Source organism: Antribacter sp. NEAU-D49 (assembly GCF_057158775.1).
On sequence record NZ_JBXTSN010000002.1, the window covers coordinates 27968 to 52023 of the forward strand.

Below are 24056 nucleotides of genomic sequence, written 5' to 3' on the forward strand. Positions count from 1 at the left end.
TCTGCGTAGACTTACCGAGCCCGCCCGGCAAGAGCCGGGCGTCGGGGCTGTGGCGCAGCTGGTAGCGCACCTGCATGGCATGCAGGGGGTCAGGGGTTCGAGTCCCCTCAGCTCCACCCGAGGTTCATCATTCACACCCCGCAGCGGTTCACCGCTGCGGGGTGTGTCGTCTTCCGGCAGACGTGACAAGATCGTGGTGTGACTCCGTTCCCCGATCTCCGGAACCGGCGAGCGGTCGTCACCGGAGGGGGTTCCGGGCTCGGTCGTGAGCTGGTCTTCGAGCTCGTGCGACGGGGCGTCCATGTCGCCACGTGCGATGTCGATGGCGCCAGGCTCCAGGCCACCATCCGACGAGCTCGTTCGATCGCCCCCGAGGCCGAGGTCCTCGGGCAGGTGCTCGACGTCGTCGACGAGGACGCCGTGCGCGGTTTTGCCGACGAGGTTGCAGAGGTCGGCAGTGGCGCGCCCCTCCACCTGTTGTTCAACAATGCCGGCGTCGTCGGCGGGTCCTCCTTCGTGACGTCTCCGAGGGAGGAGTGGGAACGCACCTTCGCGGTGTCCTGGTTCGGCACGTACCACTGCACGCGCGCGTTCCTGCCGCTGCTGCTGGGCGCGGACCAGGGCAAGGTCTCAATATCTGCTCCGTCAACGCGCTGTGGGCGAGTCTCGGCGTGGGCGCACCCCACACGGCCTACTCGTCCGCGAAGTTCGCCGTCCGGGGCTTCACCGAGTCGTTGGTCGTCGACTTCCAGAAGAACGCACCGCAGCTCTCGGCCGTCCTGGTCCTGCCCGGGCACGTCCGCACCGGCATGCCGTCTCCTCCGCGGACCTGGCGACGTGCGCTCGGCTCCGCTTTCGCCGAGTACCAGCCGGTGTCGAGTGCCGCCGCGGCGCAGCAGGTCGTCGACGCGGTGGAGCGCGGCGACTGGCGGGTCGTCATCGGCGAGGACGCCGACGCTGTCGATGAGCGCGTGCGTCGAGACCCGTGGACGGTCTACGACTGAGCACCGCACCCGCCAGCTGCTCGCTTTGGTCCCCGGGCACCTGACCGTCTAGACTGACCGAGCCCGCTTGGCAGCAGCCGAGCGCGGGGCTGTGGCGCAGCTGGTAGCGCACCTGCATGGCATGCAGGGGGTCAGGGGTTCGAGTCCCCTCAGCTCCACCGAATAAGCAGGTCAGAGGGCCATTCCGAGATCCCGTACGGGGACGACGGAGTGGCCCTCTGTCGTGTGCGGCCCCTCGGTGCGGCCGAGCAGCGCGAGCGCCTCGGCCGCGGGTCCGGGGTCGGCGGTATACAGGAGCACCCGGTGCCCGGAGTCGTCCGGGGGAGCGAGCACCTCGAACCCGAGCTCGAGCTCGCCCACCTCCGGGTGCCGGAAGTGCTTGACCCCCGAGACGCAGTTCTCGACCGGGTGCCTGGCCCACAGCGCGCTGAACTCGGGGCTCTTCAGGGTCAGCTCTCCGACCAGGGTGGCGAGCTCCGCGTCGTCCGGGTTGCGGCCTGCGAGGACCCGGAGCGAGGCCACGGCACGGGCAGCCTCCTCGTCCCATCGTGCGTACAGCTCGCGCGTGTGCTCGTCGAGGAAGAGGATCCGGGTGAGGTTCGGGCGGTCGCCGGGCCGCCCGGGGCTGTCGACGTCGACGTGCCCGGCGACGAGCCGGTGGCCGAGCGCGTTCCAGCCGAGCACCTCGCTGCGCCGCCCGAGGACGATCGCCGGGGTTCCCACCAGCGAGGCGATCAGGCGGAGCGTCCCCGGCCGCGCCCGGTCTGCTCTCGTCGGCTTCCGGCGCGGTGCCCGGCCGGGCCGGGCCAGGTCGAAGAGGTGTGCCCGCTCGTCCGGCGTCAGGTCCAGCGCCCGGGCGAGGGACGTGATGACCGCGTCCGAGGCGTTGGTGCTCAGCCCTTGCTCGAGCCGCGAGTAGTACGTCGCGCTCACCCCGGCGAGCATCGCGAGCTCCTCGCGGCGCAGGCCGGGCACCCTCCGGGCGCCGTAGCCCCGCAGTCCCACGTCCTCGGGCCGGAGCGCGGCCCGGCGTACGCGGAGGAAGTCGCCGAGCTCGTTCGGTCTGCTCATGCCGCCCATTCTCCGTGCGGCGGGCCGGGCGTGCCTGTCCCCGTCAGTGACAGGACGACGAGGGTGTGGCTGTGACGAAGGGTCCACCGGATGGTGGGCGCATGACCACAGACCAGGCAGTCCCCGGCAGCGCCGGCACAGCCGGACCGCCCCTCGGCACCGCCATGACCCCCAGGCAGCGCGTCGCGCTCGTCGTCCTGCTCACCGCGAGCTTCACGCTCGCCGTCGACTTCTCGATCCTCAACGTCGCCCTGCCGAGCATCGGCGCCGACGTCGGGCTCGGCATCGAGAACCTCCAGTGGATCGCCACCGCCTTCGCGCTCTGCTCCGCCGGGTTCACGCTCCTCATGGGGCGCGTCGCGGACCTCGCCGGCCGCCGTCGCATGCTCCTCATCGGCATGGTCCTGCTGGGTGCCGGCTCGGTCGTCGGCGGGCTCGCCACCACGCCGGCCCTGCTCCTGATCGCGCGGGTGGCGCAGGGCTTCGCGACCGCGATCGTGGTGCCTGCGGCGCTCGCCCTCCTCATCGGGGCCTTCCCCGAGGGGCGCGCCCGCGACAAGGCACTCGGTCTGAACGGCTCGCTGATGGCAGCCGGCTTCACGACCGGTGCGATCCTCGGCGGGCTCCTCACCGACCTGCTGTCCTGGCGCTGGGCGTTCTTCATCAACGTCCCGATCGCGATCACGGTGCTGGTCGTGGCGCCGATGGTGCTCGAGGACAGCCGGTCGGAGCACCGCACCCGCCTCGACGTGCCCGGCGCCGTCCTCGTCACGCTGGGCCTGCTCTCCCTCGTCTACGGGCTGACGCATGCGGCGGAGACATCCTGGACCGACCTGGTGACCCTCGTGGCGTTCGCCGCGGCTGTCGTCCTGCTCGCCGCCTTCGTGCTCGTCGAACGGCAGGCGGAGTTCCCCCTCGTGCCGCTCGGGATCCTTGCCCGGTCGAACGTCGCGTGGGGGAACGTCGCCGGGACGCTCGCGTTCGTCACCGAGACGTCGCTGGTCTTCCTCCTCACGCTCTACCTGCAGGAGGTGCTCGGTTACTCGCCGCTGGCGGCCGGGCTGACCTTCGCGGTCCTCGGTGTCGGCACCGTGCTCGGCGGCCTCCTGGGACCCGGGGTGATCGGCCGGTTCGGGAACAAGACCGCCATCGTCGGGGGCTTCCTGGTCCAGGCTGCCGCCACGCTGTCGCTGGTGCTCATCACCGGCGCCCCGGGCTCGATCTGGCTCGTCCTGGTCGCGACGTTCGTGGGCGGCGTGGCGAACCTCGTCGTGATCGTCGGTTTCATGGTGACCGCCACGTCAGGCGTGCCGGCCTCGGACCAGGGCCTCGCGACCGGCCTGACGACGATGAGCCAGCAGGTCGGGATCACGATGGGTACCCCGGTCATGAGCGCTGTCGTCACCGCCGTCGTCCTGGCGAGCACCGTGCCGCATGCGCAGGCCGTCCTCGACGGCGTGACCGCGGCCATCTGGGTCAACGGCGCGATCTGCGTCGCGGGTGCCCTCGCCGTAGCCGCGTTCCTGCGCGCCCGGCCGATCGCCGCGGCGTCCTGAGAACGGGTCACGCCGGGGTGCGACCGGCCTCCTCCAGGAACGGCCGGAGGAGGCCGGGTACGGCGGTGTCGGCGAGCTCCAGGCCGTCGTGCACGGCAGCGTCGTGGACCGCGTACTCGCCGGACCCCGCGGCGGTCGTGGCGAGAACCGTCACCAGCCCGGCGCGGCGCTGCAGCACCGACTGCCGGACCGTCCAGCCGACGATCCCCCGCCGCTGGAGGGCCACGGTGGCGCGGCGGACGGTGCCGCTGCGGGCCACGAGGTACTCGCCGGAGATCGCGTGGCCGAGAGCCCGGTACGCGTCGAGGGCGAGCAGGACCGCCACCGGCAGCAGGACCAGGGCGCTCGCCCACGCCACGTGCAGCAGCACGGGGGTGAGCAGCAGGCCGAGGAGGACGAGCACAGCCTCCAGCGCGACGACGGCGCCGACGGCCCAGCCCAGCCGGCGGCGCCGAGCAGCACGGGGGTGCGGCGTCAGCGGTGCGGCCGTGGGCGGAGCCTCGATCTCACGCAGCACGTCGGCGGCCACACGGTCGGCCACGTCGCGTGGCGCGGCGGGCAGGAGCGTGCGGCTGTCGGTCTTGTCCTCCTCACCGGTGGCGAGGCCCGTCGCGACGGCGTCGACCCGGGCCGCGCCCGCGAGCCGCGCCCCGAGGGGCTCCACGAGCTCCACGCCCCGCAGGCGGGACTCCTGCAGCGAGATCGACCGGGCGGTCAGCAGGCCGCGGCGTACCCGCAGCGTGCCGTCCGCCTCGCGCTCCAGCGTGTGGTTCCACCACATCTCGACCCACAGGCCGAGCGCGGCGACGGCGCCGACGACGAACAGCGCGGCGGTGAGCACGGCGACGATCGCCAGCACGGGCGCCGGCCCGAACCAGGACCCGACCGTCTCGATGACGCGCTCCTGCTGTCCGAACCACTCAGCCACCTGCAGCACGCCGCCGAAGGCGCCGCCGCCCAGGACGGGCGTGAGCACCGACAGCGGCGCGTACCTGATCCAGCGCCGGTCGAGCGTCGCGAGCGTGCCCTCGGAGACCCGGGCCTCCTCGCCCGCGGCGTGCGCGAGCAGCGTGGCACGCAGCGCCTGCGCCGTCTCCCGGCGCAGCGGCCAGAGGGTGACCGTCCCCTCCTTGCCCGCGTGCTCGCCCGTGCCGATGCGCACGGTGACCGTGCCGAGCACGCGCAGCACGGGGCCGGCGGTGAGGTCCACCGAGCGGATCCGCTCCCGCCGCAGGGCGAGACGCTTGCGGAAGACGACGCCTGTCCGGACCTCGAACATCTCAGGGCCCACGCGGTACGCGGTGACCCGTCGCATCCACTCCCCGAACACCGAGCCGCTCGCCGTCACGAGGAGGATCGCCGGGACGATCCAAGTCAGGGCGGTGGCGACAGAGCCCTCGACCACCACCCAGTAGCCGGTGACGAACCCGGCCCCGACGGCGAAGCCCCCCGCGTAGATCGCGCCGGCGAGGGCGGCGCGGCGGTCGAGACCATCCCACGCCAGGGCGGGCCCGGTCGTGCCGCCAGGGGCCACAGCCTCCTCCGGTGCCCGCCCGAGCCCGCTCACGTCGCGTCCTCGGGCGTGGCCTCGGTGGCGAGCGTCAGCGCCTCGGCGAGGTCGGCTGCCGTCTCGGCTGCGAGACCCTCGATCTTGACGGCGCCCTTGGCGGACGCCGTGGTGACGGTCAGCGTCGCCAGGCCGTACCGCTGCTCCAGCGGGCCGCGCACCGTGTCGACCGTCTGGATCCGCGAGAGCGGGGCGATCCGCCACTCCTGGAAGAGCCACCCGGTGCGGGTGTAGACGGCGTGGTCGGTCACCTCCCACCGGTGGTGCCGGAACCAGTGACGGGGGAACAGCACGGCGGAGACCCCGCCCACCACGGCGATCACGACGGCGGGGAGCAGCAGCCAGAAGCGGGCCGGCTGGATGAGCAGGCCGAGGACGCCCAGGATCAGGGCAGGGATGCCGGCGAGCAGCACGAGCTGGAGGGCCCACAACCCGACGGCGCGCGGGTCGACCTCGTGGCAAGGGGGACGGAGTCGGAGGGTGCTCGCGTCGGCGCTGGTCATGAGGCCATGCTGCCGGGTGCCAGGAGGCGGTCACAACCACCTTCCTGGTGATCCGGGGTCATCCCTTCGGCTGACCCGGGGCTACAGGTCTGCCGGGCCGTCCGCGGCCGAGGCCAGTGCGGCGAGCGGCGTGCCGTCGAGCCGCACCACGTGGATCTCGTCGAGCGTCCGGGCGCCCAGCCGCCGGTAGAGGCGGAGAGCCCGCTCGTTGGTGCGCAGCACCCACCACTCGAAGCGGGAGCAGCCGGCGTCGACCGCGCGCCGGGCGAGCTCCGTGAGCAGCCGCCGGCCCACCCCGCGGTCCCGCTGCTCAGGCACCACGTAGAGGTCGTCGAGGTGCAACGTGCGGCAGCCGGTGATCGTGCTGTAGCCGAACACGTAGATGGCGCAGCCGACGGGCTCGCCGTCGTGCTCGGCCACGAGGGCGCGCGCGGCGGGCTCGGGTCCGGTCAGGGCGGCCGCGAGGTCCTCCGGCCGGGCGGTGACCTTGCCGGGGAACTCCTCGTCCTGGGCGAGCGCGAGGACGAAACGGTGCAGGTCAGGGGCGTCCGCAGGCTGCGCGGCGCGGATCGTCAGAGGCACGCCGGACAGCGTGCCACGCTGCCGGTGGCCCGGGGACGGCGTCTCACGGGACGCGGATCCCGAGCACCCCGGCGACCGCGCGGGCCGCCAGCAGCTCGTCGTGCGGGGCGTGTCCCGCGACGGCCACGACGACGCCGTCGAGCGCCCCGACCACGGCGAGCGCGAGCGTCCGGACCGGCGGGCCGTCCGGGATGCCGCCGGTGGCGCGGCCGGCCTCGATCAGCCGGGCGCAGAGGCCCACGAGGATCTCGTAGGACCGCTCGACCTCCCGTCCCACCGGGTGCTCCTCCTGGCCGGAGAGCTCGACCCGGAGCGCTGTGGCCAGGCGGGCGATGTCACGGCGGCAGAACACCGCGTGGCCGCGGGCGAGGAGCAGGAGGGCGGCGACCGGGTCCGGCTCGGCGTCGACCGGGCGGGCGACCTCCTCCCACATGGTGTCGATCACCCACGACCAGGTGGCGAGGACCAGCTCCTCCTTGTCCTTGAACTGGTGGTAGAGGGCGCCTCGTGTGTACCCGGCGTCCTTGGCCACCTGCTCCAGCACGAGGTTGCCGTAACCGTACCGGGCCAGGTGCCGGGCGGTGGACTCGAGCAGGGCGGCCCGGGTCGCCTCGCGGCGGCCGGCCTGGGTGGGGCGCGGGGCCTCGGGGGTCACGCGACCTCGCTCGTCAGGAGCCCCGCGACCGTCCGTCGGTGGGCCGGCCCGACGGCGGCCCAGACGATCCTGCAGAGCAGGGGCCGGCGGTAGTGCAGCACGGTCGTCAAGGTCCGGCGCGTGGGCTCGGGGTTGCGGCCCACCATGGTCACGCGCATGAGGGGCAGGGATGCCTCGAGGTGCATCACCTCCGGCCCGGAGTGGACGATCCGGAACGGTCCCACCGCGCCGGGATCGTCCTGCGGTCCCTTGCCCATCCCCAGGAACCCGAGGAGCCGGGTCACCCACGGGGGAGTCGCGGCCAGCCCCGCCCGGACCCAGGCCTCCGGTGCGTGGAGGTCGGGCCCGGGCAGCCGCAGCTCGAACGTGTCGGCGTAGCTGTAGGGCGCGGCGGCGACAGCGACGGGGTCGGTGGGCTCGATCTGTCGGACGGGCTGGGCGGCGTACGTGGACATGAGCGTCCTCCTGGTTGTCGGCACCAGAAGCATACATACACGCATGTATGTAAGTCACTCCCGGGCTGCGAACGCCTCCCACGCCAGCCGTCGCGCCGCGTCCGGGTCCTCGACAGTGCGGTCGGTGGCGTCGAACACCCGGGTGAGGCGGCGTCCGACGTCGTACAGCTCCCATCCCGCGGTGCCGTGGCGCGCGAAGGTGCCCCAGACCGACTGCATGCGGGCCTCCAGGCCCGCGGCTGCCCGCGCCCCGCCGAGGCTGAGCGTCCTCCGCATGCCCGGCGTGTCCACCCGGCCGAACACGTACGGGAGCTCCATGCCGTGCGTGGCGCCGAGCCCGGCCAGGCGGAGGGCGGCAGGGGCGAAGTCGAACCGGTACATCCAGGTGGGGGCGTGTGCCGAGTGCGCTGCGGCCAGGGCCACGGACGACGCCCAGAAGACGGCGTCGCCGCCCAGCCGCGCCGCCACTCCGCGACGGCGCCGGTAGCCGCGGTAGGCGGTACGGACGGCGTCGGCCGCGGGGCCCGTGCCGAGGAGCCGGTCGAGACTGTCGGCCGACGTGGGGAAGATGCTCGTCTGCTTCTGGAAGAAGCGGCCCTCTTCCCGGTTGGTGCCGATGAGCAGCGGGATCTCCGCCGCGGCGCCGTCGCGCAGCGCGGTCAGGGGATCGGCGGGGAGGGCGTCGTCGTCCAGCGTGGGCCCCACGGGCAGGCTGCCGTGGCCCGCGGAGATCATCCGCTCCATGGCGGCCACGAACGCCGTCGGCCCGGCGTCGAGGAGGGCGGCCCGGCCTCCCAGCTCCTCCACGAAGCGCTCCGCCACCCGCGCGGCCTCCTCCCGCGGCCGGGCGTCCGAGAACCCGCTCTGCACGATCGCCCGCCGGAACAGGCCGCTCGCCAGCGGCGACGCGAGGAGCGCGAGGACCGACGACGCCCCGGCCGACTCTCCCATCACGGTCACCTCGGCGGCATCCCCGCCGAAGGCCGCGATGTTGCGCTGCACCCACCGCAGCGCCGCGACCTGGTCACGCAGGCCGAGGTTGGTGTCGACGGGGCGCTCGGCGGTGCCGTACGCGCTGAGGTCCAGCCAGCCGAGGGCGCCCAGCCGGTAGTTCACGGACACGTAGACCACGTCCGTGGCCCGCACCAGGCCCTCGCCGCGGTAGAGGTACGAACCCCCGGAGCCGACGAGGAACGCCCCGCCGTGCAGGTACACCACGACCGGGCGGGGCTGCTCGGCGGGCTCCGCGGGCGCGACGACGTTCAGGGTGAGGCAGTCCTCGTCCTGCCGCCAGGTGGCGGGGACGCCGGTCAGTGCGTCGCCCGGCGACTGGGGCGAGGCGGCGCCGTACCGCGTGGCGTCCCGCACGCCGGCCCACGGCTCCGGCGGCTGCGGCGCCCGCAGCCGGAGGTCGCCCACCGGGGGCGCGGCGTAGGGGATGCCGCGCCACTGGAAGGTGCCGTCCTCGGTGAGACCTCGTACGGGACCGGTGTCGGTGTCGCGCACCAGCGCGCCGGTGTCCGGAACGGCGCGGCCGCCGTCGGTCGTCGTTGCCATCGAGCCTCCATCGGCTTCGTCGTCGTCGAGCCGGAGCATACCGGTCGGTCGGTCCGGTCAGAACACCCTGCGGGCGCCGGGGATCCTACGGATCGCCCAGGCCAGCGCCCACGAGACCGGGACGGCGACCGCGGCCAGCAGTGCGAACGTGGCGAGCGCGGGCGCCTCCACCGGCGCGAGCGCGACGCCCGTGAGCGTCACCACGACGCCGTGCACCACGTACACGGCGAACGAGTGGTCGGCGAGGAACCGCAGGCGCGGGCCCTGCCGGTCGAGACGTGCGCGGAACAGCGCACCGAGCGCCGTCGTCAGGCCGACGGCGACCGCCACCGTCCCGGCCGCGACGACCAGCGACTGCCAGGTGCCGTTGCCCGCCGTGGTGTCGAGCGGTGCGGCGGCGAGCGGGAGCTGCGCGAGGATCCCCAGCACGGTCGCCGCCAGGCCGGTCCAGCCGGCCCGGGGCGTCAGGGCCTCGAGCCAGCCGCGGCGCAGCGCGAGCGTGCCGACCGCGAAGAACGCGACGTACAGGGGCAGGTGGTCGGGTGTCGGCAGGCCGACGACCGGCCAGTAGCTGAGGCTCGGCACGATGATGCGCCACAGGTAGGTGAGCACGGTCAGCCCGGCGCCGAACGCCACGACGGTGCGGAGGCGAGGGGACCGGGCGGCTCGCGCGGGGGTCGTTGGAGCCGGCGCCCCGGCCGGGGTGGCCGTCGTGGCCTGGGCCCCGCCCCGGACCCGGCGCCACACCGCGTACCCCAGCGACAGGACGAGCAGCACCTCCACGAACCACAGGTAGGACGCGTCCCAGCTCAGGACGTAGAAGAGCCAGTACGGGAGGTCGCCGTCGCCCGCCTGCGCCGCGAGGTCACGCGCCGCCGGGTAGGCCGGGAAGGTCACGAGAGGGCGCAGCACCAGCAGGAACACCAGCAGCGGCACCCCGAGCCGCCACAGCCGGTCGACGACGAACCGCCGGCCGCCCTTACGTTCGTACGAACCGGGCACGAACAGGCCCGAGACGAGGAAGAACGCGCTCATGAACCACATCTGGTTCAGCGTCACGAAGATCATGAGCAGGAACGCGGTGGGGCCACCATCCGGCTCGTTGTACGGCCACAGGGGGAGAGGGGCGTAGACGCAGGCGGCGTGGTGCAGGATCACCAGCACCGTCAGCAGGATCCTCAGGTTGTCCACGTGCTCCAGGCGCCCGCGCGGCGGGCCGGCCACGCCTGGGCGGTCCGGTGGGGTTCGGGTGGTCGTCATGGTCGGGCTCCTCCGGGTCTGCGTCGGCTACCCGGCTATGGTGGTGCGGCGCTGCCCCGTCGCGGATCGACCCCTCGGGCGGCCGATGGGTGGAACGTGGTGCAGCCGATCGGCCGACCCCCGCGTCCGCCGGGCGGTGCCTAGGCTGAGCGCCGAGGAGGACACCATGACCACGTACGACATCAAGAAGGACCGCAAGGATCTCTACGCGGGGTCACGCGACTTCGCTCACGTCGACGTGCCGGAGCTGGGCTACCTCATGGTCGACGGGCACGGCGACCCCAACACGGCCGCGTCGTACGCCCAGGCCGTCGAGGCGCTCTACACGGCCTCCTACGCGGTCCGTGCGGTGGCGAAGGCGCAGCTCGGCAGGGTGCACACCGTGGGACCGCTCGAAGGCCTGTGGTCGGCGGACGACCTCGCGGCCTTCCGCACGCGCGACAAGGACTCCTGGGACTGGACGATGATGATCGTCCAGCCCGCGTGGATCGGCGAGGAGGTCGTCGACGAGGCGCTCGCCGTGGCCCGGGAGAAGAAGCGGCTGCCGGGGCTCGACCTGGTCCGCCTGGAGTCGTTCGCGGAGGGGCGGTGCGTGCAGATCCTGCACGTGGGGTCGTACGACGACGAGGCACCCACCCTCGCGCGGCTCCACGACGAGCACCTGCCCGCCCACGGACTGGTGCCCCGCGGGCGCCACCACGAGATCTACCTCTCCGACGCACGCAGGACCGAGCCCGCCCGGCTGCGGACGATCCTCCGCCAGCCGGTGGCCCCGGCGGCCTGAGCGGCGGGGGCGTCTCAGACGGGGCGGACGGTGACCCGGCCGGCGCAGAGCCGGGCCCAGTCTCCGGGGCGCAGGGACGGTTTCTACGCTCTCGTCGCCTGCTCCGCGGCGCGCCGGCGTTCCAGGCCCTCGAGCACGAGGTCGAGCGCGAAGCGGAACTCGGCGTCGTCGTCGCACCCGCCCAGGGCGCCGTCGTGCGTCACGGCGGCGGCCAGCTCCGCGAGCCGCGGGTGGGAGGCTGCCCAGGCGCGGGCCTGCGCCTCGGACGCCTCGGCCGACGCGTCGCCGCTGTCGTCGTAGAGGTCCTGGCTGAACCCCAGGATGCGGCTGCCCAGGACATGGATCGCGTGGTGCGTCAGGGTGACGCTGAACCCGCCGTCGCGCAGGATGCCCAGGAGGGTGTCCAGGTAGCGCAGCTCCGCGGGGGTGGGAGTGGTGCTCGCCTTGCGCACCGCGGCGGTCCACGGGTGCCGCAGCATGGTGGCGCGGGCGGCGAGCATGGTGGCGCGGGCGGAGGCCTGCCAGCCGTCGGCGTCGGTCACGGGCTCGATCCCGGCCACGACGGCGTCGGTCATCGCGTCGAGCAGCTCGTCCTTCTTGCCGACGTGCCGGTAGAGCGACATGGGGTCCACGCTCAGCTCCTGGCCGAGGCGGCGCATGCTCACCGCGTCGAGCCCCTCGGCGTCGGCCACCCCGATCGCCGCCGCGACGATGCGCTCGCGGCTCAGGCCACGCCCTCGGAGGGCTGGGGCGGGCTGGCTGGACACCCACGAAACCCTACCCTTGCGGTCGCCGTGCCCGCCTGTCTACGCTGTAGGTCTACGGTGTAGACATCCGGCGTCGCACCCCTGCCGAGGGAGAACTCATGGACCAGAGCCCCACCCCCGCCACGGAGGGCAGGCCCTGGCTGCCGCCCCGCTTGTTCGTACGCGCTGCCTGGCGCTTTCAGCGTGCCCAGTACCGCCTCACGGGCGGGCGGCACCCCCTCGCCCGGCCGCGGCCCGGCACGGCGGCCCGGCCCGGCAAGGCCGGCATCCTCCGGCTGCGCACGACGGGCCGCCGGTCGGGCGAGGAGCGTGCGGTCCTGCTCTGCTACTGGGCCGACGGCGACCGGTTCGTCACCCTCGCGATGAACGGCTGGGGCGACCCGCCGCCCGCCTGGTGGCTCAACCTGGCGGCCACCCCTGACGCCGCCGTGGACACCGTCGACGGCCCCCGCATCGTGCGCGGACGGGCCGCCGAGGGAGAGGAGCGGGAGCGGCTCTGGGCGGGGTTCGCGGGCTACCAGGGTTGGGGGGACGGGATCGACAGGTACGCCGCGCTCCGCTCGCGCGAGACCCCCGTCGTGGTGCTGGAGCCGCGCTGAGGTCCTGGTGCCGGGACGCGGCAGCATCCCCGTGACCCCCGTGGGAACGATCTGCGCATTCGGCACGTTCGGAAGCCGGAGCATGTCAGCACAACCATGGGAGTGGGAGCGTCGATGGGATTCAAGAAGCTGCTGGGTGCGCTCGGCGTGGGCGGACCCCTGGTGGACACCGTGCTCGAGCCGGGTGCGGTGCGGCCCGGCGGGACGGTCAACGGTGAGGTGCGGCTGAAGGGCGGGTCGTCAGATTCCGAGGTCCAGCACGTGACGCTCGAGCTGGAGGCACGGGTCGAGGCCGAGCACGGCGACGGCGAGAGCCGCGGGACCGTGACGTTCGGGCGGTTCACCGTCGCGGGCGGGTTCCGGCTGGGTGCCGGGGAGGAGCGGTCGCTGCCCTTCTCGATCCCGCTGCACCCGGAGACCCCGGTCACCGAGCTGCAGGGCCGCCCGATCGGCATCGGGCTCGGCGTGCGTACGGAGCTGGCGCTCGCGCAGGCGGTCGACAAGGGTGACGTGGACCCGCTCCGCGTGGCCCCGCTGCCGGTCCAGGAGGCGATCCTGGACGCGTTCTGGCGGCTTGGCTTCGGCCTCCGCTCGGCCGACCTGGAGTACGGCCGGCTCCACGGGGTCGCGCAGCAGCTGCCGTTCTTCCAGGAGATCGAGCTGGTCCCGTCCGGCCAGTACGCAGGCCGCATCAACGAGGTCGAGCTGACCTTCGTCGCGGGAGCGCACGGCATGGACGTGATCCTGGAGGCCGACAAGCGCGGCGGGTTCCTCAGCAGCGGGCAGGACACGGTGCTGCGCTTCACCGTGGGCCTCGACGAGGTGCGCGACTGGGGCGCCGAGGTGGAGGGCTGGGTGGCGCAGCTCGCCGAGCGGCGCTCGCTCTTCGGCGGCCGTGGCGGCCAGGGCTACGGCCAGCAGGGCTACGGCCAGCAGGGCTATGCCGGCAAGGGGCACGGCGGGCACGGCGGGCATGGGGCCGGGCTCGGCATGGCGGGCGGTCTGGCCGCGGGCATCGTCGGCGGCATGGTCCTCGGCGAGGTGTTCGACGAGGTGGGCGACTTCTTCGGCGGCGACGAGGGCGACGAGGGCTGAGCCCAGCGGCCGGGCGGCGTGATCCGCCCGCGTGATCGGCCCGCGTGATCGGTAGCTCGGTGCGTGATCGGCAGCTCGAGCTGCCGATCACCCACCGAACTGCCGATCACGCGGATGCGTCAGCCGGGTCGCGGCCGCTCACCACGACGGGCGGGCGTGGCGCGGCGGCACGAAGCGGACGAATGCCGGATCGTGCTCCGACACCCCGGTCACCGGGTCGAACACCCCGAAGTAGCCCGGCCCGTACGCCCACGCCTGCGCGTTCAGGTGGCGCGGGCTGAGCGACGGCCACGTCCCCGTCTCGACCCGCGTCTCCAGCGCGTCCAGGGCGACCAGCTCCTCGGCGACGTTCACCGTGAGGTGAGCGCCCCGCTCGACATACAGGCTGCGGTACCGCGAGGGGTCGCCCACCTGCGCCACGCGGTCCCGGAACGACCGCTCGGACGACGGCGGCGCACCGCCGTCGCCCGTCGTGTGGAGGGTGAGGACGGGCGAGGGCGTGGTGCCCTCAGGCCGGTGCTGCGCGAGCGCCGCGCGGGCCGCCGGGTCGGCGTGGATGACCGGCGCCGCGTCCAGCGCCGCCAGGTCGGCGTCCAGGTCGAGGCCGGCCGCGGCGTAGGCGGCGCGCACCTCCCGGACGGCACCGGACCGCGCCAGCCGGGCCGACCAGTCGCCGTCGAACGTGCTCGACGGGTTGCCGCCCAGCATCGCCTCCCAGCCCGGGCGGGCCGAAGGGCCCAGGCCGGCCGTGTACGCCCACGTCAGCCACTGTGCCTGCCCCCTGGCCCGGGACTCCGGGTCGGCCGGCTCGGGGCTCAGCACGTCGTACCAGCCGGTGACGTCGTGGAGCGACGAGATCAGCGCGATCCGCGCCCGGCCCTCCGCCGTCTCCGCCGCCGCCGCGATCCCGGCCATGAGCGCGTCACGGCTCGCGGCCGGGTCGGTGGGGCGGACCAGCTCGACGGGGTTGCCGTTCGCGTCGGTCCCGTCGGTGAGCAGCACCCTGGTCGCGAGGTTGAGGTCGAGGATCGCGTCGAACGAGCCGACGACGTCGAGCACCCCGCCGACCGCCAGCACGCCGTCGATCCGGTCGGGCTCCAGCTCGGCGTGCTTGACCGCGGTCACCGCGCCCATCGACGACCCGTAGGTGAACGTCCGCTCCGGCTTGCCCACGTTCTCCTCGAACCAGGTGAGCACGTTCGACTGGTCCCGCACCGCCGTCGGTACCGTGAGGTCGAGGCCGCCGTTCTGGAAGAGCGACGCCGCGAGCGCGTAGCCCCGTTCGACGAGGGCGTCGGCCGTCGCCTCCTGGTTCGCCAGCAGGAAGGGCACGTACTCGGGCGGGACGAGCTCGCCCGGGTAGTGCCCGTGGCTGTACAGCAGGAGGGTGCCGTTCCAGTCGTCGGGGACCTGGACGCGGTACCGGGCGCCGTCGATGGTGCCGGTGTGCTCGGTGACCGCGGCAGGCTCGGCCGCCCCGGCTGCGGCCCCGGGCGCGGCCAGCGCCGCGGCCGGGGCGCACGCCGCTAGCGCCAGGGCCACCGTGGGCAGTACTGCCATGGTTCGCAGGTGTCGCATCGCGTTCTCCTCCGGTCGTGCGGCACGCTCCGGTGCGTGCCTCGTACCCAGACCGACGGCCGCCTCGGCGCGGAGTCATCGCACGGCGCGTGACAGCCGCGTGACGTGCAGGTTTCCTCGCGCATGGCGGAACTTTCCGACGCGCTCCGGCGTCTACGGTGTACCTCCATCGCGTAGGGGCGAGAGACGGGAGCGAGCCGTGAGACGACGTCGCAGCATGCCGCGCGAGTTTCGTGATCGCGCCCTGCACCTGGTGGACATCGAGAACCTCACCGGCACCGGGCTCCCCGACCGGCTCGCGGTGGAGGCAGCCCGGCAGAACCTCCTGCGCACGGTCCCCGTGGCCGACGGCGACCTCGTCGTCGTCGGCTCCAGCCACGCAGCGGCCCTGACGATCGCCGACGGCTGGGGCGCTGCCCGGTACGTGTGGCGCAGCGGCCCCGACGGCGCGGACCTGGCCCTCCTGGGCGTCCTCGAGGAGGACGTCGCCGAGCGGTTCGACCACGTGGTGATCGCGTCCGGGGACGGCATCTTCGCGGACGCCGCGGCAGGCCTGGGCCGGAGCGGCTGCGAGGTGACGGTCGTGGCCCGCGAGGGCAGGATCTCCTCCCGCCTCTGGACGGCGGTCCACGACGTGCGGCTGCTCCGCGCCCGGGACGTGCGCCTGCCCGTCGGCGAGCTCGGCACGGCTGCCTGACGGGCGGTCGCCCCGGCCGCGTGACGTCCAGGTTGCACCGGACCGTTACGCTCCCGTCGTCGTCCCTGCAGAAACCTGTCCGGAGACGTTCATGTCCCTGTCGTAGCATCGGGGCCGATCTCTCGGAAGGCACGCACGTATGGCAGGCGATGTGATCGCCGCGTCGCCCAGCGCGACGCGGCCCTGGCAGGCGCGTGCCGCCCGCGACCCCGCGACCCTCACGGCTGTGGTGTCGGCCCTGCTCCTCGGCACCGCGACCTGGCAGGTCCTGGTGGGCGGCCCGTTCGTGGCGTGGGACTGGCCCCTCCACCTGTGGGCCGACGCCCACCTGCCCGGCGGCTGGGCCAAGCAGGTCCTCGACGGCGTCGCGAGCGTGGGGGGCGAGCGGCTCTTCACGCTCCCCGTCGTGATCCCGCTCGCCGCCTGGCTGTCGTACCGCACGCGCAGCCGGGGCCCGCTCGTCGCCGTCCTCGTCGGCGTGGCCACCATCGCGGTCGTCGGCTACTCCATCAAGTTCGGCCTGGGCCGCACCATGCCGTGGACCGGCGTGGACGAGCTGTTCGGCGGCGGCCGCGCCTTCCCCTCCGGGCACGCCGCGAACGCGGCCTACACGTGGGCCATGGCGTCGTACCTCGTGCTGGGCCGGGGCGGCCTGCGGCCGTCGCGCGCCGGGCTCCGGCTCGCGCTCGCCGCCTCGGTGGTGGTCGCCCTCGCCGTCGGCGTGATCATGGTGCTCCTCGACTACCACTGGCTGAGCGACGTCCCCGGCGGCTGGCTGGTGGGCCTGCTGGCGCTCGCGGTGTCGCTCGTCGTCCTGCGCGCGCCGGGTCAGGCGGTCCGGTGCCCCGTGAACGCGGCCCAGCCCGCTAGCCCGAAGTAGGTGAGCGCGGGAGCGCGCCGCACCACGGGGTGGGAGACCCGCCCCGCGAGCAGGCGGCGGACGGTTCCGGCCGTCAGGCAGAACACCGCGTCGACGGCCAGCCCCACGACCGTGAAGAACAGCCCGAAGACCAGGAGCTGCAGCCACTGCGGACCGGCGTCGGGCCGGACGAACTGCGGCAGGAGCGCCACGAAGAAGAGGATCACCTTCGGGTTCGAGATCCCCACGAGGAAGCCGCGCCGGGCGTCGCCGCCGGGCGCCGCCGCGACCGCCGTCGGCCCGGTGGCCGTGGGCCGGGCGGCGAGCCGCCAGGCCTGGACTCCCAGCCAGACGAGGTAGGCGACGCCCGCCCACTTCACCGTCTGGAAGACCACCGTGCTCGCGGCCACCAGCGCACCCAGCCCCGACGCGGTCAGGACGGCGAAGATGAGCGTCGCCGTCTCCACGCCGAGCGCCGACCGCCACGCCGGGCGGGGGCCGCGCGAGGCGGCGGTCGCCGTCAGGAACAGCATGTTCGGTCCGGGCAGCAGCGCGAAGGCGAGGGAGACCCCCGCGAACGACAGCAGGGTCGAGGTGTCGGGCACCCTACGAGTATGCGCCCGCCCGCGCGTCCTCCTAGCAGCCCAGCCGGGCGAGCGTCGCGCCCACGAGCTCCTCCACCACGTCGCGCGCCCGCTCCCGGTCGGCGGGCACCAGCCCGATCCGCGTGCGCCGGTCGAGCACGTCGTCCGCGTCGAGCGCACCCTCGTGCGTCACCGCCCACTCCACCTCGGCCCGGGTGACGTCCAGCCCGTGCCCGACGGCGTCGCGCGCCCCCGGGTGCACCGCCCCGGCCAGGACCCGGGTCGCCTCCGCGCCGTGGCGGGCGACGAGCCAGGAGCCGAGCGCTCCTGGCAGGTCGGGGGCGGTCAGCGGCCCGGCGCCGACAAGCGGCAGCGACCGGGTGCGGCACGGCCCGGCTGCCAGCCCGGAGTGCGCGACGGCGGCGTCGACCGCGTCCTGGGCCATGGCCCGGTAGGTGGTGAGCTTGCCGCCCAGGACGTTGACCACCCCGGAGGAGGAGACGCCGACGTGATGCCTCCGGGAGAGGTCGGCGGTGGCGCCGCCGCCCGTGTCGACCAGGGGGCGCAGGCCGGCGAAGGCACCCACGACGTCGTCGGGCGCGAGGTCGCGCTCCAGGACCCGGGAGACCGTGGTGAGCAGGAACGCGACCTCTCCCGGCGTCGGCTCCGGGACGTCCGGGACGGGGCCCGGCGCGTCCTCGTCCGTGAGGCCCACCACCACCCGGCCGAGCTGCTGCGGCAGGGCGAAGACGAACCGGCTCGTGGAGCCGGGCAGCGGGGCCATGAGGGCCGCGGACGGGTCGCCGAGCAGGCCGGCGGGCAGCACCAGGTGCGTGCCGCGGCTCGGCCGGAGGCGGACCGACGGGTCCACCGTGCCCGCCCACACGCCCGAGGCGTTGACCACCGCCCGCGCCCGGACCGCGAGCCGAGCGCCGCTGACGCCGTCGACGAGCTCGGCGCCGTCGCCCCGGGCGCGCTCGGCACGCACGCGGGTCAGGACTGTCGCGCCGAGCCCGGCAGCGGTGCGGGCGAGAGCCACGACGAGCCGGGCGTCGTCGACGAGCTGCCCGTCGTAGCCGAGCATCCCGCCCGTGAGCCCGGACCGCGCCGTGGCCGGGGCAAGCCGCAGCACGGCGTCAGCACTGACCCGCCGCGGCCGGGGGAGCAGCGCGGCCGGCGTGCCGGCCGACCACCTGAGGCGGTCGCCCAGCGCGAACCCGACCGAGGTGGAGATCCGCTGGGCCCGGGACACGGCGGGCACGAACGGCGCGACCTGCGGCAGGGCGCGCACCAGGTGCGGCGCGGTACGAGTCATGAGCAGGTGGCGCTCGCGGGCGCTCTCGCGGGCGACCGCCACGTCGCCGGTGGCGAGGTAGCGCAGGCCGCCGTGCTCCAGCTTCGAGCTCCACCGCGAGGTGCCGAACGCGAGGTCGCGCGCCTCGACAAGGGCGACGTCGAGCCCGCGGGCCGCGGCGTCGAGGGCCACGCCCGCTCCGGTCACGCCGCCCCCGACCACGAGCAGGTCGAGGGTCCGGTCGGCCAGGGCGTCCAGCTCCCGCGCGCGGCGGACGGCGTGCAGGGCGGAGCCGGTCATGGCCGCAGGTAGCCGTCGAGGGCCCGGCGCAGCTCGGCCTGGCGGGTGGCGTCGTCCAGGACCTCCGCCACCGCGGCGTGCGAGAGCGCGGCCGACTGGGACAGGAGGAGCACCATCGACGCGAGGTCGGACGCCTTGCCCGGCCGCACCGACCCGTGCTGCTGCGCGCGGGTCACCGCCGCGGTGAGGAGGTCCAGGAGGACGTGCTGGGCGCGGCCGAGACGCTGGAACGTCCAGCGGGTGAAGGTCTCGGGCTCCCGCTCCAGGAGGCGGGAGAACAGGGGGTCGGTCTCGAGGCGGGTGATGAAGGCGACGGTGGTGCTGACGATCTCCTCGCGCGTCGACGGCTCGGCCCCGACCTCGGCGATGAGCGCCGACGCCCGGTGAGCGAGGACGTCCCGGACCACGTCCTGGGCGTCCGTCCAGCGCCGGTAGACGGTGGGCCGGCTGACCCCGGCCTCGCGGGCGAGCTCCGCCACGGACAGCCCCCGTGGTCCTCGGGCGACCAGGATCGCGCCGGCCACGGCGAGGAGGTGCGCCTCCGTGGCCGTGGCAGCGTCATGAGCGTTACGCTTTGCCATAATATGTAAGACTGTAACCCACATCACGGGCGACGACGAGGACGAACAGTGACGCACGGGGACACGGCGGCCACCGCTGGGCAGCGCACCGACATGCGGTGGGACGGCTGGGGCGACCCGGCTCGGGCCAAGAACCTGCCCGCGTCGCTGCGGCTGCTCCTGACCGGCGTCCTCGGGCGCGTGCCGCGGCGGGTCCCGGCCCCCGCCTGGGACCAGGTCGAGGTCGTCACGCCGCCGCTCGGCGCCGCCGACGTGGCTGCGCTCGCCGCGGCGGTCGGTGACGGCCACGTGCGGGCCGACCGGGACGCACGCCTCCTCCACGCGGGCGGCAAGTCGACGCCCGACCTGCTCCGCCGCCGGGCGTCGCAGCAGGAGGCCCCGGGCGCCGTCGTGCTGCCAGAGGACGAGGACGAGGTCGCGGCGGTGCTGCGGGTGGCCGCCGAGCGCGGCCTGGCAGTGGTGCCGTTCGGCGGCGGCACGGCCGTGACGGGCGGTCTCGCCCCGCACGCCGGGCCGCACCGTGGGGTGGTCTCCCTCGACCTGCGCCGGTTGTCAGGGCTGGTGTCGCTCGACGAGCTGTCGGGCGAGGCCACCCTCCTCGCGGGCACTACCGGCCCCGCGGCCGAGGCCGCGCTGGGCGCGCGCGGGTTCGAGCTGGGGCACTTTCCGCAGAGCTTCCAGTTCGCCACGATCGGTGGTTTCGCAGCGATGCGGTCGTCGGGGCAGAGCTCCGCCGGGCACGGCCGGTTCGAGACCATGGTCACGGGCCTGAGGGTGGTCACGCCGACGGGGACCCTGGACCTCGGCCGGGCGCCCGGGTCGTCGGCCGGGCCCGACCTGGTGCGGCTGTTCCTCGGTTCGGAGGGCGCGCTGGGCGTCATCACCCGGGTGCGGGTCCGGGTGCACCGCCTGCCCGAGGAGCGGTTCGCCGACGCCTGGACGTTCCCCGACTTCGCCGCGGGCGCCGACGCGTTGCGTCAGGTCGCGCAGCTCGGCACCGGCCCCACGGTGATCCGGCTGTCGGACGAAGCCGAGACGTCGGTGAGCCTCGCGCAGGTGGGGGCGATCGGCAAGGCGCTGACCACGGGGTGCTCGGTCGTGGTGCTGCACGAGGGTCCGGCGGGCCTCGCCGCTGCGCGGCGAGAGGCCACGAGCCGCGTGCTGGCGGGAGCGGGTGGGTCGCCTGCGGCCCCGCGGCTCGCTGCCTCGTGGGAGCACGGCCGGTTCGACGCCCCGTACCTGCGCGACACCCTGCTGGAGCACGGCGTGTTCGTGGAGACGCTCGAGACGGCCACGACCTGGTCCGGCCTGCACGGTCTGCGAGAGGCTGTGACGGAGGCGCTGCGGGCCGGTCTCGGCCGGGCCGGGCACAAGATCCTCTGCCACGTGTCGCACGTCTATCCCACGGGCGCGGCGCTGTACTTCACGGTGGTGGGAGACCTCGGTACCGACCCGGTGCGCGCCGCGGAGGCCTGGGCGAGCACGAAGGCCGCGGTGAACGACGCGATCACCGCCACGGGCGGCACGATCTCGCACCACCACGGCGTGGGCGCCGACCACGCCGGCTGGATGGAGCGCGAGGTGGGCGAGGTGGGGCTGCGGGTGCTGCGCGCGGTCAAGGCCGAGCTGGACCCCGCCGGGATCATGAACCCGGGCACGCTCCTGGCCTGAGACTCGGTTCCCTTACAACAGTGAGACGAAACTCGCAATTCGGGGCGAAGGTTTTCCGATAGCATCCGGCCGTCGAACATTGCCGACGGGGGAGCAGGGACATGACGGGAACCACCGTGGCCGGGCTGCAGGGAACGGGCGCGTCCGAGGACGGCCGGGCCCTACCGGCCCGCTCAGGGCCTCTCGTGCTGGACGGGCTGACAGGCCTGACGTTGCTGACCGACATCACGACCGCCCCGGAGACGCGGGCGGAGTACGACCGGCTCGAGCGCGAGTGGGGTGTCGTCGCGCCGGTGGACATGGAGCCGGGCGTGCCCGCGTGGCTGGTCCTCGGGCACCGCGAGATCTGCGACGTCATGCGGAACGAGCGCCTGTTCTCCCACGACCCGCGGCACTGGAACGGCCACTCCGTGCTGCCGGCCTCGCCCACGCTGCTCCAGATCATCAATCCCCAGGGGCGCATGGCGGCCGACCTCCAGGACGGCGAGACCCGGCGCCGCCTCCGGGAGCCCGTCGACGACGCGTTCGCCGGGGTGGACGAGACCGCGCTGGCGGAGAGCGTCCGCCGGCAGTGCGAGACCCTGGTCGACCGGTTCGCCGACCGGGGCAGCGCCGACCTCGTCTGGGAGTACGCGGCGATGATCCCGATGCTCGCCACGGCGAGCCTGCTCGGCTTCGACGAGCAGACGAGCCGTCGCCTGGTCGAGCTCGCACGAGCCGTCTGGACCGGCGGCGACAAGGCGTCCGAGAGCGGCCAGGAGATGGGCGGCATCGTCTTCAACCACATCGCCACCCGGAGGGCCGACCCGCGGCGCGACCTGACGACCGCGCTGGTGCAGCACCCGGGATTCGAGAACGACCTCGAGGTGATGAACACGATCTTCGCCGTGGTGGGCGCGGGCGACGGGTACACGATGTCGTGGATCACCCAGACCCTGCGGATCCTGCTCAGCGACAGCCGGGTGGCGAACCGGCTGGCCGGGGGCCGCATGGACCTCGACGACGCCCTGGACCACGTGCTCTGGTACGCAGCGCCACCCGCGCACCTGTCGCCCCGGTACGCCACGCAGGACGTCGAGATCGACGGCAAGCACGTGCGCAAGGGGGACGCCCTGGTGATGGCTCTCCAGGCGGCCAACACCGACCGGCGGGTCCACACGGGCGACCCGTGGGACGAGGTCGGCAACCGGGCCCACCTCTCGTGGGGCACGGGGCCGCACACCTGCCCGGCACCCCGCCTGGCGCGGATCATCACCCGGGTCGCCATCTCGACGGTGCTCCGCCGGCTCGACGTGCGCCTGGCGGCCGACCCGGCGGAGATCCCGTGGGCGCCGTCGCTGTGGGCGCGGTTCCCGCTGAGCCTGCCGGTGACTTTTCCGCCGCCCACCCAGGTGGCGCAGGACTGGTGACGCCGGCCGCTGTGACGCGCGCCACGCCCGGCGATGTCACAGCCCGAGGTGCGCGAGCGTCGGATGGTCGACCGGGTGGCACCAGGCCGCCCGGTGGAGGGAGAGCACCGTGACCACGTCAGCCCGCATCAGCCTCGACCCGCCGCGAACCCTGCAGAACCGCCTGCTCGCGGCCTTCTCGCGCCGGCGGTACGGCGCAGTGCTGGACCCGCTGGCCGCTGTGGGGCACCACGGGTCCGTGGCGCGCACCTACTCGGTCCTCGAGCTGGGCGTGGGCCGGTGGCGTGCCCTCGACCCGAGCCTGAAGACCCTCGCCGTCATGGCGAGCGCCGTGTCCATCGGCTGCACGTGGTGCGTGGACTTCGGCTACTGGGAGGCGCAGCATGGCGACATGGACGCCGCGAAGCTGCACGACGTGCCCGGCTGGCGCGACTCGGACCGGTTCACCCCGCTCGAGCGGGACGTGCTCGAGTACGCCGAGGCCATGACGGCCACGCCGCCCACCGTGACCGACGACCTCGCGGAGCGGCTGCGCGTCGCGCTCGGCGAGGAGGCGCTCGTCGAGCTGACGGCCATGGTGGCCGTCGAGAACCTGCGCAGCCGGATCAACGCGGCGCTCGGCCTGTCCGCCCAGGGCTTCTCGGACCGCTGCGAGGTGCCGCTCGCGGGCGGCCTGGCGTCGGCGTCGGGGGCCGCGTGACCGAGGCGGGCCCGGGCGCGGTCGGCACGGAGGCGAGCGGGGGCCCGGCCGTGCCGGGCGACGACCTCGCTCGGCCCTTCGCCGAGCACCGTCGCCTCCTCTTCACGGTCGCGTACGAGCTTCTCGGCGCGGCGGCCGACGCGGAGGACGTGGTCCAGGAGGCATGGCTGCGCTGGTCGGGCGCCGACCGGTCGCACGTGCTGGACCCTCGTGCGTACCTCGTGCGCGTGACGACCCGTCTGGCCCTCGACCGGCTGCGTGCCCTGAAGCGGTCGCGCGAGACGTACGTGGGGCCCTGGCTGCCCGACCCGCTCCTCACGTCGCCCGACGCCGCCCTGCCCGTCGAGCGCGCGGAGGACGTCTCGATGGCGCTGCTCGTGGTGCTGGAGACGCTGTCGCCGCTGGAACGGGCCGTGTTCGTGCTGCACGACGTCTTCGACCTCCCCTACCCGGAGGTGGCGGCGGCGCTCGACCGCACCGAGCCGGCCGTGCGGCAGGTGGCGCACCGGGCGCGGGAGCACGTGCGCGCCCGGCGGCCCCGGTTCGCGCCGCCGGAACGTGCCGAGGAGGTCACCGAACGCTTCCTCGGCGCCTGCTTCACGGGGGACGTCACCTCGCTGGTGGAGGCCCTGGCTCCCGGGATCGAGCTCGTGACGGACGGCGGCGGCAAGGCCCGTGCGGCCCGCCGGGTCATCCGCGGCCAGGACAAGGTGGCGCGCGCCCTGATCGCGTTCGTGGAGCGTGAGGACGTGACCGGCCTGGAGGCCGTTCCGGCCGAGATCAACGGCGAGACCGGCACGCTGTGGCTCGCCGACGGCGAGCCCGTCATGGCCGCGCTCGCCGAGCTCGACGGCGACCGCGTCGCCCGGGTCCTGGTGTTCCGCAACCCGGACCGCCTGGCGGGTCTGCGCCGCACCTGACCACCGGT

24 protein-coding genes, 2 tRNA genes and 1 pseudogene are annotated in these 24056 nt (G+C 74.3%); 14 read left to right on the plus strand and 13 right to left on the minus strand.

Annotated features, from left to right (window positions below; genetic code table 11):
- Positions 1–43: 43 nt before the first annotated feature.
- The 4 genes and pseudogenes from AC060K_RS01860 to AC060K_RS01875 all read left to right on the plus strand — a co-directional run bounded on the left by AC060K_RS01860 (position 44) and on the right by AC060K_RS01875 (position 1162).
- A tRNA-Ala gene (locus tag AC060K_RS01860) sits at positions 44–116 on the plus strand.
- Between the two features lie 82 nt (positions 117–198).
- Positions 199–615 (plus strand): annotated as a pseudogene (locus AC060K_RS01865) (SDR family NAD(P)-dependent oxidoreductase); the annotation flags it as partial.
- Between the two features lie 56 nt (positions 616–671).
- Positions 672–1004 carry a Rossmann-fold NAD(P)-binding domain-containing protein gene (locus tag AC060K_RS01870; protein ID WP_483764049.1) on the plus strand — a complete coding sequence of 111 codons (333 nt, stop codon included), beginning with the start codon at positions 672–674 and terminating at the stop codon, positions 1002–1004.
- A gap of 85 nt (positions 1005–1089) precedes the next feature.
- Positions 1090–1162: transfer RNA gene (locus AC060K_RS01875), tRNA-Ala, on the plus strand.
- Positions 1163–1175: 13 nt separating this feature from the next.
- On the opposite strand, the gene AC060K_RS01880 is transcribed toward AC060K_RS01875, so the two are convergent.
- A complete protein-coding gene (locus tag AC060K_RS01880) occupies positions 1176–2075 on the minus strand; it encodes a helix-turn-helix domain-containing protein (protein WP_483763753.1) in 900 nt (299 codons plus the stop codon).
- 164 nt (positions 2076–2239) lie between these two features.
- On the opposite strand from AC060K_RS01880, the gene AC060K_RS01885 reads away from it, so the two are divergent.
- On the plus strand, positions 2240–3631 hold the full coding sequence (locus AC060K_RS01885) for an MFS transporter (protein WP_483764041.1): 1392 nt from the start codon (positions 2240–2242) through the stop codon (positions 3629–3631).
- A 7-nt stretch (positions 3632–3638) separates the two neighbouring features.
- Here AC060K_RS01885 and AC060K_RS01890 read toward each other — a convergent pair whose 3' ends face one another.
- The 7 genes from AC060K_RS01890 to AC060K_RS01920 form a co-directional block, all read right to left on the minus strand.
- The gene (locus AC060K_RS01890; RefSeq protein WP_483763754.1) at positions 3639–5198 is read right to left on the minus strand and encodes a PH domain-containing protein; all 1560 of its coding nucleotides are present in this window, start codon (positions 5196–5198) and stop codon (positions 3639–3641) included.
- Positions 5195–5701 (minus strand): PH domain-containing protein, encoded by a 507-nt coding sequence (locus tag AC060K_RS01895; RefSeq protein WP_483763755.1) that lies wholly within the window; start codon positions 5699–5701, stop codon positions 5195–5197. The genes AC060K_RS01890 and AC060K_RS01895 overlap by 4 nt, the downstream gene beginning before the upstream one ends.
- Before the next feature lie 81 nt (positions 5702–5782).
- Complete coding sequence (locus tag AC060K_RS01900) at positions 5783–6283, minus strand: N-acetyltransferase family protein (RefSeq protein ID WP_483763756.1); 501 nt, start codon at positions 6281–6283, stop codon at positions 5783–5785.
- Between the two features lie 43 nt (positions 6284–6326).
- Positions 6327–6938 carry a TetR/AcrR family transcriptional regulator gene (locus tag AC060K_RS01905; protein ID WP_483763757.1) on the minus strand — a complete coding sequence of 204 codons (612 nt, stop codon included), beginning with the start codon at positions 6936–6938 and terminating at the stop codon, positions 6327–6329.
- Positions 6935–7393 (minus strand): DUF2867 domain-containing protein, encoded by a 459-nt coding sequence (locus AC060K_RS01910; RefSeq protein ID WP_483763758.1) that lies wholly within the window; start codon positions 7391–7393, stop codon positions 6935–6937. The genes AC060K_RS01905 and AC060K_RS01910 overlap by 4 nt, the downstream gene beginning before the upstream one ends.
- 54 nt (positions 7394–7447) lie before the next feature.
- Complete coding sequence (locus tag AC060K_RS01915) at positions 7448–8950, minus strand: carboxylesterase/lipase family protein (protein ID WP_483763759.1); 1503 nt, start codon at positions 8948–8950, stop codon at positions 7448–7450.
- A 57-nt stretch (positions 8951–9007) separates the two neighbouring features.
- Entirely contained in the window at positions 9008–10210 is a 1203-nt protein-coding gene (locus tag AC060K_RS01920) for an acyltransferase family protein (protein ID WP_483763760.1), read from the minus strand.
- Positions 10211–10376: 166 nt separating this feature from the next.
- Here AC060K_RS01920 and AC060K_RS01925 point away from each other — a divergent pair, with 166 nt between their 5' ends.
- Entirely contained in the window at positions 10377–10994 is a 618-nt protein-coding gene (locus tag AC060K_RS01925; RefSeq protein WP_483763761.1) for a GyrI-like domain-containing protein, read from the plus strand.
- Positions 10995–11077: 83 nt separating this feature from the next.
- On the opposite strand, the gene AC060K_RS01930 is transcribed toward AC060K_RS01925, so the two are convergent.
- Positions 11078–11761 carry a TetR/AcrR family transcriptional regulator gene (locus AC060K_RS01930; protein WP_483763762.1) on the minus strand — a complete coding sequence of 228 codons (684 nt, stop codon included), beginning with the start codon at positions 11759–11761 and terminating at the stop codon, positions 11078–11080.
- A 98-nt stretch (positions 11762–11859) separates the two neighbouring features.
- Between AC060K_RS01930 and AC060K_RS01935 the strand changes: the two genes are divergently transcribed.
- Together AC060K_RS01935 and AC060K_RS01940 are read left to right on the plus strand one after the other, a co-directional pair.
- Positions 11860–12360, plus strand: coding sequence for a nitroreductase/quinone reductase family protein (locus AC060K_RS01935; protein ID WP_483763763.1), 501 nt, complete (start codon positions 11860–11862; stop codon positions 12358–12360).
- Positions 12361–12474: 114 nt separating this feature from the next.
- Complete coding sequence (locus AC060K_RS01940; RefSeq protein WP_483763764.1) at positions 12475–13455, plus strand: sporulation protein; 981 nt, start codon at positions 12475–12477, stop codon at positions 13453–13455.
- 138 nt (positions 13456–13593) lie between these two features.
- On the opposite strand, the gene AC060K_RS01945 is transcribed toward AC060K_RS01940, so the two are convergent.
- Entirely contained in the window at positions 13594–15033 is a 1440-nt protein-coding gene (locus tag AC060K_RS01945) for an alpha/beta fold hydrolase (RefSeq protein ID WP_483763765.1), read from the minus strand.
- Between the two features lie 217 nt (positions 15034–15250).
- Here AC060K_RS01945 and AC060K_RS01950 point away from each other — a divergent pair, with 217 nt between their 5' ends.
- The gene (locus tag AC060K_RS01950; protein WP_483763766.1) at positions 15251–15730 is read left to right on the plus strand and encodes an NYN domain-containing protein; all 480 of its coding nucleotides are present in this window, start codon (positions 15251–15253) and stop codon (positions 15728–15730) included.
- 139 nt (positions 15731–15869) lie between these two features.
- On the plus strand, positions 15870–16610 hold the full coding sequence (locus tag AC060K_RS01955; protein WP_483763767.1) for a phosphatase PAP2 family protein: 741 nt from the start codon (positions 15870–15872) through the stop codon (positions 16608–16610).
- On the opposite strand, the gene AC060K_RS01960 is transcribed toward AC060K_RS01955, so the two are convergent.
- From AC060K_RS01960 to AC060K_RS01970, 3 genes are read right to left on the minus strand one after another with little or no spacing between them, the layout of a single operon-like run.
- Positions 16559–17194 (minus strand): LysE family translocator, encoded by a 636-nt coding sequence (locus tag AC060K_RS01960; protein WP_483763768.1) that lies wholly within the window; start codon positions 17192–17194, stop codon positions 16559–16561. The genes AC060K_RS01955 and AC060K_RS01960 overlap by 52 nt on opposite strands.
- A 31-nt stretch (positions 17195–17225) precedes the next feature.
- Positions 17226–18767 (minus strand): glycerol-3-phosphate dehydrogenase/oxidase, encoded by a 1542-nt coding sequence (locus AC060K_RS01965; RefSeq protein ID WP_483763769.1) that lies wholly within the window; start codon positions 18765–18767, stop codon positions 17226–17228.
- Complete coding sequence (locus AC060K_RS01970) at positions 18764–19348, minus strand: TetR/AcrR family transcriptional regulator (protein WP_483763770.1); 585 nt, start codon at positions 19346–19348, stop codon at positions 18764–18766. The genes AC060K_RS01965 and AC060K_RS01970 overlap by 4 nt, the downstream gene beginning before the upstream one ends.
- 48 nt (positions 19349–19396) lie before the next feature.
- Between AC060K_RS01970 and AC060K_RS01975 the strand changes: the two genes are divergently transcribed.
- From AC060K_RS01975 to sigJ, 4 genes are all read left to right on the plus strand, one after another.
- On the plus strand, positions 19397–21019 hold the full coding sequence (locus AC060K_RS01975; RefSeq protein ID WP_483763771.1) for an FAD-binding oxidoreductase: 1623 nt from the start codon (positions 19397–19399) through the stop codon (positions 21017–21019).
- Positions 21020–21120: 101 nt separating this feature from the next.
- On the plus strand, positions 21121–22428 hold the full coding sequence (locus AC060K_RS01980; RefSeq protein WP_483763772.1) for a cytochrome P450: 1308 nt from the start codon (positions 21121–21123) through the stop codon (positions 22426–22428).
- 109 nt (positions 22429–22537) lie between these two features.
- Entirely contained in the window at positions 22538–23128 is a 591-nt protein-coding gene (locus tag AC060K_RS01985) for a carboxymuconolactone decarboxylase family protein (protein ID WP_483763773.1), read from the plus strand.
- Positions 23125–24048: an RNA polymerase sigma factor SigJ gene (sigJ, locus tag AC060K_RS01990; RefSeq protein WP_483763774.1), complete on the plus strand. Its 924-nt coding sequence runs from the start codon at positions 23125–23127 to the stop codon at positions 24046–24048. Before AC060K_RS01985 ends, sigJ begins: the two co-directional genes overlap by 4 nt.
- Positions 24049–24056 lie beyond the last annotated feature (8 nt).

Excerpts from the sequence above, each read along its gene's own strand:
- AC060K_RS01880 (WP_483763753.1), bottom strand. The coding sequence starts at position 2,075 with ATGAGCAGACCGAACGAGCTCGGCGACTTCCTCCGCGTACGCCGGGCC.
- AC060K_RS01885 (WP_483764041.1), top strand. The coding sequence starts at position 2,240 with ATGACCCCCAGGCAGCGCGTCGCGCTCGTCGTCCTGCTCACCGCGAGC.
- AC060K_RS01895 (WP_483763755.1), bottom strand. The coding sequence starts at position 5,701 with ATGACCAGCGCCGACGCGAGCACCCTCCGACTCCGTCCCCCTTGCCAC.
- AC060K_RS01910 (WP_483763758.1), bottom strand. The coding sequence starts at position 7,393 with ATGTCCACGTACGCCGCCCAGCCCGTCCGACAGATCGAGCCCACCGAC.
- AC060K_RS01915 (WP_483763759.1), bottom strand. The coding sequence starts at position 8,950 with ATGGCAACGACGACCGACGGCGGCCGCGCCGTTCCGGACACCGGCGCG.
- AC060K_RS01920 (WP_483763760.1), bottom strand. The coding sequence starts at position 10,210 with ATGACGACCACCCGAACCCCACCGGACCGCCCAGGCGTGGCCGGCCCG.
- AC060K_RS01925 (WP_483763761.1), top strand. The coding sequence starts at position 10,377 with ATGACCACGTACGACATCAAGAAGGACCGCAAGGATCTCTACGCGGGG.
- AC060K_RS01935 (WP_483763763.1), top strand. The coding sequence starts at position 11,860 with ATGGACCAGAGCCCCACCCCCGCCACGGAGGGCAGGCCCTGGCTGCCG.
- AC060K_RS01940 (WP_483763764.1), top strand. The coding sequence starts at position 12,475 with ATGGGATTCAAGAAGCTGCTGGGTGCGCTCGGCGTGGGCGGACCCCTG.
- AC060K_RS01945 (WP_483763765.1), bottom strand. The coding sequence starts at position 15,033 with ATGCGACACCTGCGAACCATGGCAGTACTGCCCACGGTGGCCCTGGCG.
- AC060K_RS01950 (WP_483763766.1), top strand. The coding sequence starts at position 15,251 with ATGCCGCGCGAGTTTCGTGATCGCGCCCTGCACCTGGTGGACATCGAG.
- AC060K_RS01955 (WP_483763767.1), top strand. The coding sequence starts at position 15,870 with ATGGCAGGCGATGTGATCGCCGCGTCGCCCAGCGCGACGCGGCCCTGG.
- AC060K_RS01965 (WP_483763769.1), bottom strand. The coding sequence starts at position 18,767 with ATGACCGGCTCCGCCCTGCACGCCGTCCGCCGCGCGCGGGAGCTGGAC.
- AC060K_RS01970 (WP_483763770.1), bottom strand. The coding sequence starts at position 19,348 with ATGGCAAAGCGTAACGCTCATGACGCTGCCACGGCCACGGAGGCGCAC.
- AC060K_RS01980 (WP_483763772.1), top strand. The coding sequence starts at position 21,121 with ATGACGGGAACCACCGTGGCCGGGCTGCAGGGAACGGGCGCGTCCGAG.